Here is a 7,335-nt window from a genome sequence, read left to right on the forward strand (position 1 = left end):
GTATTGCTAAGGTTAAAACGAGGAGTTAGTTGGATGATCCAGCACCTAAGGTTAAAACGGAGGAGTTAGTTGGATCATCCAGCACCTCCCCAGTTCCTTATTCGGCCATTTGGAGACAAGATGCGCCGGCAATTGGGTGCTCACACCGTATTTCACTCGACGTGTGGATGTCTCGACCGCAAAGCACACTGTGCGCTGATTGAGAATCCGACTATTCTGGGCGACAACGAACAGCGGGCCAGCCGCCGCCCTGCCACTGACCAGCCTGGTGTAGCCAAAATCCTTCTCCGGTCGCGCGGTTTGCGAGCGGCAAGCTCGAGCTCAGACCTTGCTCGTCTTTCTCGGAGCCACCCACTGCGTCACAGATCTCTTCAGGAACTTCGGGAAGAAACAAGGCGACCTCGAATCAATTTGAACTCTCTCGAGGAGGGCCGCTAACCATGGCATGGCGCGACGAGAAATATGCGGACCTGAGTAACGAAGGCAAGAAAGAGTGGCTGTCCGCTCCGACGGGCCAGGGAATTAGCAGTACAGACCGACAGCAGCGCGGTCGGCGCAAGCCGCTATTCGCACAACGCACAGGCCGGGGCTGGACGATGGCGGTTCAAGAAGCTATTAGCCGAACGCGATCAAGGACAATTCGGACGCACCCTCCGCAAAGCGCGATTGAACACAGCTTCGAATATGAGACCGGCCTTACCCGATCACAACAAGAGCACAGCACGAAGATTTTGCGAAAACTCGGCATTCTTAGCGAGAGGCGCTTCCGCTTGGACAGCGTCGCCTCGAATACATGATCAACCTGGATCGCTTGTGCGAAGTTGCAAGCGAATGGGCTCATGCGGAACGCGCTGCAGTGCGCTCCGGAGCGCAAGACCGCGTCTTGGGCGGCGAATCCAACGCACAAGAGAGCGAAATTCCGCTTTCTAGTACAGAGAGTATTCAGAATTTTAAAAAAAGCAGCAGAGATACTTCCAAAACATCTCAACTCGCGCCCCCTCAAAAATTTGAGCGCAAGCCGTCCAGAGTATCGCTACAGCGCGGTGAAAAGAAAAAAACATACGGTCGAACCAAGCGGAATTCACTGCTGGACTGACGATCTGATCGTGGGTTGGCAAGCTGATTGTCGGAACAACATGGCGAAGAAAAGGTGCGAGATGCCGTCATGAAGGTCGAGGAATCGGCGGCAGATCCGTATCCATTAAGAGTGCGCAAACTACTATCCAATCCGAAAAGTTTCAACAGCGATTGATCAAACATCCGAATTTATTCGCAAACACGCATATTGACAAGAGCACGAAAAAAAACCGCGCAGCTGGTCGGAAAGCCATGCAGATGTTATCGGATAAACGAACGGGAAGCGTTTATACCAATCTATATCGCGCAACTCGGCCCGAATCAAAAGACGAGCTTCGATCCCTCAACCCGTAAATTTCTCAATCGAGGCGAGAAAGGCTGCAGTACGCACCGCTGTTGGCTAGAGAAGCCGATTAACGCTTGGCCGACAGCATCGCGCCTAGCACGAACATTGGAATCAATAGGTGCGAAGTCCACCGAACACTCAGGATGTCAGTCTGCGTTTCATTGGCGATATGCGTGCTTTAAACAAATGAGGCCAACCTGCCTGACGCAGGTTCGTAGCGCACAGCTCAGCGTCGCACGCCGTGGCTTTCTTGCGCAGGCGGCGCCATGACGCTCAACCGTACCGATGTCCAGTCTCGGGCATCGGCCGTCCGTCTAGCTGGAAAACGACACCTGGCTTTTCGTCTTATCCATCCTCAGTCGAGCGACGGTACGGATTGCCGCGCCAACTCCAAGTAAGGAATTCCGACGAGCTTCGAAATACGATCTCGACGGGAGAAGTGAGTGTGTATCGCGAGCAGTTGTGCCGCTTCGCGTTCCGTAAGCAAAAGCTTTTCTTGATCTTCCAATTTATTCCATTGGTCTTCTCCAAGATGCCTCAATCTTTATCACGACAAGAAGCAAGTGGCTCCACTTGCGTCGAGAAGTTCTGCATTTAAGATTGATCTTGTAGTGACCACGCGTTATTCAACAACACATCAAAGGCGCAATCCAATGAAGACGATCTGAATGAACTCTTTACATAACGGCAGAGCACATCATGCTCCGTGAGCAGTTGCAAGGTGACGGCCGGTCGGGATTCACTGGTCAGCCCGAAAAACGCAAAGATATGTTTCCTTTCACTCGGCGTCACGCCATCAGGGCGCCCCTGGGCTCGGGGAATTCGATTGCTCGTGGCGAGCGTCCAGGATCTTGCCGGCTCCTTGCCTTTATCAGTGCAACTCGCCAGCCAAGCCGCGGGGGAATTTGCGACGAGGAGAGCGCATTTGACGTGCCTGAATGAGCAGTTTGACGGCAAGACCAGTACGAGCGTCGCTACAGCGACCGCGATCAAGGCAACCCTGTCCTCGTGGACCCTGAAAAATTCTCGCGCGTGAATGATGGCTGCAATGCCGCCGGCGAGCGCGGCGGCTGCCCCGGTGGCCAGAAAAATGTTTTCAAACCGATAGGGGTTTGGGTATTTGTCGAACGTATCGTCCGGGTTGAATTCAAAGCTCACGTTTGGGGCCTTTAAGAGATGGTTCCAAGATCAGTAGATCATGCTTTTCGCTGCGCGCAAGCTTGCGGGACAGCCGAGCAAGCTGGGCAGAGACGTCGTTTCAAGCCCTGCCCAGAATCCACGCTTGTGTTATTGGTCGCCCTTCTTGTTGCGATTCCACCGCGATTTGATGCCGCGGGATATCGTCGAGGCCAACGACCGAATGGAACGAATTAAAAAGACATACGGTGCAAAGAAGTCGCGGAAGTCTTGGATTGCCACTTTCTTTAAGTGATCAATGAATTCTTTCATTTTGAGTCCCTAATGTTGGCCGAGATGTTGGTTCTATGATCAGGATGATCTTCTGTTTGCGCGGCGCTGGGTTCGATGAGCACACCGCGAAAACTTTTCCGTTGCATCCCAATCGTTAGCGATGGAGGTGGTTGCCGGTAGCACAGGCGGCGTTTCGGATGCCCGCTACCAATCCTTCGGAGCGAATAATTGCCGCTACCCGATTCACCTCGAGCCGAAAATCGAGGATGAAGAGCGTGATGGCGTGACGACGCGAGTGAAAGGAAAACATGATCTCTTCCAGCGTTTTTTTCGGGCTGACCAACTGGTGAATGCGCTGGTTGATTTTCCACCACAGCACCCGGCCGTCACCTTTGCCATTAAGGCTTGCCTTCACGGAGCGTGGATCGTGCTCTGCCCAGTTCATGGTAAAGATGGTTTCATTCGAGATCATTTTGGTCTTCATTGGATTGCGCCTTTGATGTGTTGTTGAATAACGCGTGGTCACTACAAGATCAATCTTAAATGCAGAACTTCTCGACGCAAGTCGAGGCCGCTTCCTCTTGTCGTGATAAAGATTGAGGCATCTTGGAGAAGACCAATGGAAGATAAAATGGAAGATCAAGAAAAGCTTTTGCTTACGGAACGCGAAGCGGCACAACTGCTCGCGATAAGCACTCACTTTCTCCGTCGAGATCGTATTTCGAACAGCTCGGTCGGAATTCCTTACTTGCGAATTGGCGCGGCAGTCCGCTACCGTCGCTCCGATTTAGAGGAGTGGATAGAACGAAAGATGCAGGTGTAGTTGTTCCAGCTGAGACGGACGGCCGATGCCGAGACTGGACATCGGTACCGGTTAAGCATGATGGCGCCGCCTGCGCAAAGAAAGTTCACGGCAGTTGCAACGTAAGCTGTGCAGCTACGAACCTGCGTAGGCAGGTTGGCCTCATTTGTTTAAAGCACGCATATCGCCGATGGAAACGCAGACTGACATCCTGAGTGTTCGGTGGACTTCGCACCTATTGATTCCAATGTTCGTGCTAGGCGCAATGCTGCTGGCCAAGCGTTAATCGCTTCTCTAGCCAACGGTCGTACTGCAGCTTCTCGCCTCGATTGAGAAATTTACGGGTTGAGGGATCGAAGCTCGTCTTTTGATTCGGGCCGAGTTGCGCGATATAGATTGGTATAAACGCTTCCCGTTCGTTATCCGATAACATCTGCATGGCTTTCCGACCAGCTGCGCGGTTTTTTTTCGTGCTCTTGTCAATATCGTGTTTGCGAATAAATTCGGATGTTTGATCAATCGCTGTTGAAACTTTTGGATTGGATAGTAGTTTGCGCACTCTTAATGGATACGGATCTCCGCCCGATTCCTCGACCTTCATGACGGCATCTCGCACCTTTTCTTCGCCATGTTGTTCCAACAATGAGCTTGCCAACCCACGATCATCGTCAGTCCAGCAGTGAATTCCACTTGGTTCGACCGTATGTTTTTTTCTTTTCACCGCGCTGTAGCGATACTCTGGACGGCTTGCGCTCAAATTTTTGAGGGGGCGCGAGTTAGGAATGTTTTCGGAAGTATCTCTGCTGCTTTTTTTAAAATTCTGAATACTCTCTGTACTAGAAAGCGGAATTTCGCTCTCTTGTGCGTTGGATTCGCCGCCCAAGAGAGCGCGGTCTTGCGCTCCGGAGCGCACTGCAGCGCGTTCCGCATGAGCCCATTCGCTTGCAACTTCGCACAAGCGATCCAGGTTGATCATGTATTCGAGGCGACGCTGCCAACGGAAGCGCCTCTCGCTAAGAATGCCGAGTTTTCGCAAAATCTTCCGTGCTGTCTCTTGTTGTGATCGGGTAAGGCCGGTCTCATATTCGAAGCTGTGTTCAATCGCGCTTTGCGGAGGGATCATCCGATTGTCCTGATCGCGTTCGGCTAATAGCTTCTTGAACCACCATCGTCCAGCCCCGGCCTGTCGTTGTGCAAATAGCGCTTGCGCCAACCACGCTGCTGTCGTCTGTCCTAATTCCCTGGCCCAGTCGGAGCGGACGGCCACTACTTTCTTGCCTTCGTTACTCAGGTCCGCATATTTCTCGTCGCGCCATGCCATGGTTAGCGGCCCTCCTCGAGAGAGAGTTCAAATTGATTCGAGGTCGCTTGTTCTTCCCGAAGTTCCTGAAGAATCTGTCGTATACGGCGTGGGGTGACTCCGAGAAGACGAGCAAGGTCTGAGCTCGACTTGCCGCTCGCAAACCGCGCGACCGAGAGGATTTTGGCTACACCAGGCTGGTCAGGAGTGGACAGGCACGCTAGTTCGCTGTCGTTGTCGGCCAGAATAGTCAGATTCTCGATGAGCGCACGTGTGCTTTCATCGAGAGCGTCCACACGGTCGAGTGAAATAGCGAAGGTGTGAGCACCCAATTGCCGGCGCAGTCTTTTCTCCAAATGGCCGAATAGGAACTGGGGTAGGAGGCCCTTGGATGGGTCGAACTCGGCGCCTTTTTCCATGCAGATGAGGCTGAGCTCCTGCCTAACATCCTCGCTGGAAAGGCCATACTTTGCGGCTTTCGCGTTGATCTGAGCAGCGTGTGCTCGCGGGAACGTGACCGCAAGCTGGCGTAATTCGTCTGGGGTAAGGGACATATCTTCCTCGTCGACTATGTGCGTCCAGGCTCGAAACGGGACTACAGCTGTGTGCGACTAGAAGAGGCAAACTCATCTTCAGCCCGGTCGCACTGCGGGTAATTTGTTGTGCGTTCGAGCAGATAACCAAGCCGTGGAGCCGATCACGGGCGATTACGCTAGGCGCAGGAAAATTTGAAGGAAGAGTTTCGCGGCAGACGAGTTGCCGAGGATGACAACGATGAAGGCCTACTCGTAGTGGGCGAGTGGCTCAAGGGATGATTGCGATGACGCGCGGACGAAGCCCATGGAAGGCCTCAGGCGGTCGAGTCGAAGATTGTTGCTAAGGCCAGATGCCTAGCGAAGGGGGCATTTGCCGCTGAGCGGCGCGAGCATGATAACACATAAATTTTCTGGTGAGCAATGTATCTTACTGTAGGGCACTTTGGCAGCGGCTAGCGCTCCCATGCAGGCACTGGCAAAGTGATACCCTCGATGTCTTGGATGCTTGTTCCAAAGGGAGAAAGTGTATGGCGAGATTAGGCTTTGATCGCGAGAGCTCTGGCGCTGCATTCACAAGGCTAATCTGGCAGAAACCCAGAGTTGGCCTGGAATTGTCCATCGCGCTCAGAACGGTCTCAGTGAGAACAACCAGATGGCCGCACTCGGCGATGTAGTTGCATCAATGCATTGATGGTTGTTGACATGGAATTTTTCATGCTCTACCATTTAGGCTCGCTCTGCGGAACTTTACTCAAGCCTTCACTTTTCTAAAGTGAAGCATCCATGCAAATTGCCCATCACTGTCGGTGGGCTACAAGTCTCGCCTTTTGGCGTAGCGCTCTTCTTTTCGCCCTCGTTGGCCTACCGGTTTCTGCTCTCAGCAAGTGGGATGACGGATCGGCCGAATCGAACTCATCGCGACGGTTTGCTCTGCAAGGCAATAGTTCAAGCTCGTCGTCGTTTCCAAGTCATCGAAGACAAAACTACTGATCGGTTGCACCGAAGCTGTCGGCCAGGACGACGGCGGGCCGACTGCCGACATCATATCCCCACCACAAAAGAGAAATAAATCCGTGCTAGCGCCACGGATGACCTGTCTGTCGGCAGGAAGCGCTACGCCGGACAGCGAGAGAGTTCTGGCTTGGCTGGGAGCGGACCATTGGTGCCCAAGGCACCTCCGTATCGTCGTAATGCCAAATGAGGGCGGCGATACGAAACCAATGTTTTGATGTTGGGATCCCTCATCCCGGCAGTTTTGGGTATGTATTCGTGCGACATCGTTCTGACCTTTGGAGATGGAACGGTCGCTGGACGTTGAATTCCGGGAGCGATAAATGAATCAGCAACAGCAGGGCGCTGCACAACATGAGCATGTAGGGTATTCCTCTCACTGGGCAGGCTTTACGTCGCTTGAGTCTCGAACGGCGAACCCATGTCGATACCGCATGCGCGGCCTATCATCTGGGGCGGAAACCGCAGACGCTGCGGGTATGGGCATCTTCCGAAACGGGGCCTCTGCGACCGGTTCGTGTCAACGGTCGACTGGCTTGGCCGGTAGCGGAAATCCGTCGCGTTCTCCGGACTTGAAGTCGCAATTTGGGTGGGCGGCAGTGTTATCCGAGGCCCGAGAGACATGAGCCCGCCCAATTTCTTCCTTGCTGGACGCATGGATACAGCGCATATGCCTAAACCCGTAGGAATTTGACCAAACTCAATCTCTGTCTGCTGTGGCTCAACCGTTGCGCCATCCACCAGGTGCTGGATCATCCAACTAACTCCTCCGTTTTAACCTTAGGTGCTGGATCATCCAACTAACTCCTCCGTTTTAACCTTAGCAATACGTAACTGAACGAAGTACAGGACA

7 protein-coding genes are annotated in these 7,335 nt (G+C 53.1%); 3 read left to right on the plus strand and 4 right to left on the minus strand.

The features are described 5' to 3' along the window. Nucleotides 1–440: 440 nt before the first annotated feature. Nucleotides 441–797 (plus strand): hypothetical protein, encoded by a 357-nt coding sequence (locus ACWNCF_RS02660; protein WP_449405918.1) that lies wholly within the window; start codon nt 441–443, stop codon nt 795–797. Then, nucleotides 794–1,096 (plus strand): hypothetical protein, encoded by a 303-nt coding sequence (locus tag ACWNCF_RS02665; RefSeq protein ID WP_449405919.1) that lies wholly within the window; start codon nt 794–796, stop codon nt 1,094–1,096. The genes ACWNCF_RS02660 and ACWNCF_RS02665 overlap by 4 nt, the downstream gene beginning before the upstream one ends. Before the next feature lie 921 nt (nt 1,097–2,017). On the opposite strand, the gene ACWNCF_RS02670 is transcribed toward ACWNCF_RS02665, so the two are convergent. Continuing rightward, the gene (locus tag ACWNCF_RS02670; RefSeq protein WP_449405920.1) at nt 2,018–2,581 is read right to left on the minus strand and encodes a hypothetical protein; all 564 of its coding nucleotides are present in this window, start codon (nt 2,579–2,581) and stop codon (nt 2,018–2,020) included. 406 nt (nt 2,582–2,987) lie between these two features. After that, nucleotides 2,988–3,317: a hypothetical protein gene (locus tag ACWNCF_RS02675; protein WP_449405921.1), complete on the minus strand. Its 330-nt coding sequence runs from the start codon at nt 3,315–3,317 to the stop codon at nt 2,988–2,990. Between the two features lie 135 nt (nt 3,318–3,452). Here ACWNCF_RS02675 and ACWNCF_RS02680 point away from each other — a divergent pair, with 135 nt between their 5' ends. Then, a complete protein-coding gene (locus ACWNCF_RS02680; RefSeq protein WP_449405922.1) occupies nt 3,453–3,656 on the plus strand; it encodes a helix-turn-helix domain-containing protein in 204 nt (67 codons plus the stop codon). 235 nt (nt 3,657–3,891) lie between these two features. On the opposite strand, the gene ACWNCF_RS02685 is transcribed toward ACWNCF_RS02680, so the two are convergent. Both ACWNCF_RS02685 and ACWNCF_RS02690 read right to left on the minus strand, forming a co-directional pair. Beyond that, on the minus strand, nt 3,892–4,956 hold the full coding sequence (locus ACWNCF_RS02685; protein WP_449405923.1) for a hypothetical protein: 1,065 nt from the start codon (nt 4,954–4,956) through the stop codon (nt 3,892–3,894). A 2-nt stretch (nt 4,957–4,958) separates the two neighbouring features. After that, complete coding sequence (locus ACWNCF_RS02690; protein ID WP_449405924.1) at nt 4,959–5,489, minus strand: hypothetical protein; 531 nt, start codon at nt 5,487–5,489, stop codon at nt 4,959–4,961. Nucleotides 5,490–7,335: the final 1,846 nt, after the last annotated feature.

Source organism: Massilia phosphatilytica (genome assembly GCF_977014125.1).

Coding starts and splice junctions, on each gene's coding strand:
- ACWNCF_RS02660 (WP_449405918.1), top strand. CDS start 441: ATGGCATGGCGCGACGAGAAATATGCGGACCTGAGTAACGAAGGCAAG.
- ACWNCF_RS02665 (WP_449405919.1), top strand. CDS start 794: ATGATCAACCTGGATCGCTTGTGCGAAGTTGCAAGCGAATGGGCTCAT.
- ACWNCF_RS02675 (WP_449405921.1), bottom strand. CDS start 3,317: ATGAAGACCAAAATGATCTCGAATGAAACCATCTTTACCATGAACTGG.
- ACWNCF_RS02680 (WP_449405922.1), top strand. CDS start 3,453: ATGGAAGATAAAATGGAAGATCAAGAAAAGCTTTTGCTTACGGAACGC.
- ACWNCF_RS02685 (WP_449405923.1), bottom strand. CDS start 4,956: ATGGCATGGCGCGACGAGAAATATGCGGACCTGAGTAACGAAGGCAAG.
- ACWNCF_RS02690 (WP_449405924.1), bottom strand. CDS start 5,489: ATGTCCCTTACCCCAGACGAATTACGCCAGCTTGCGGTCACGTTCCCG.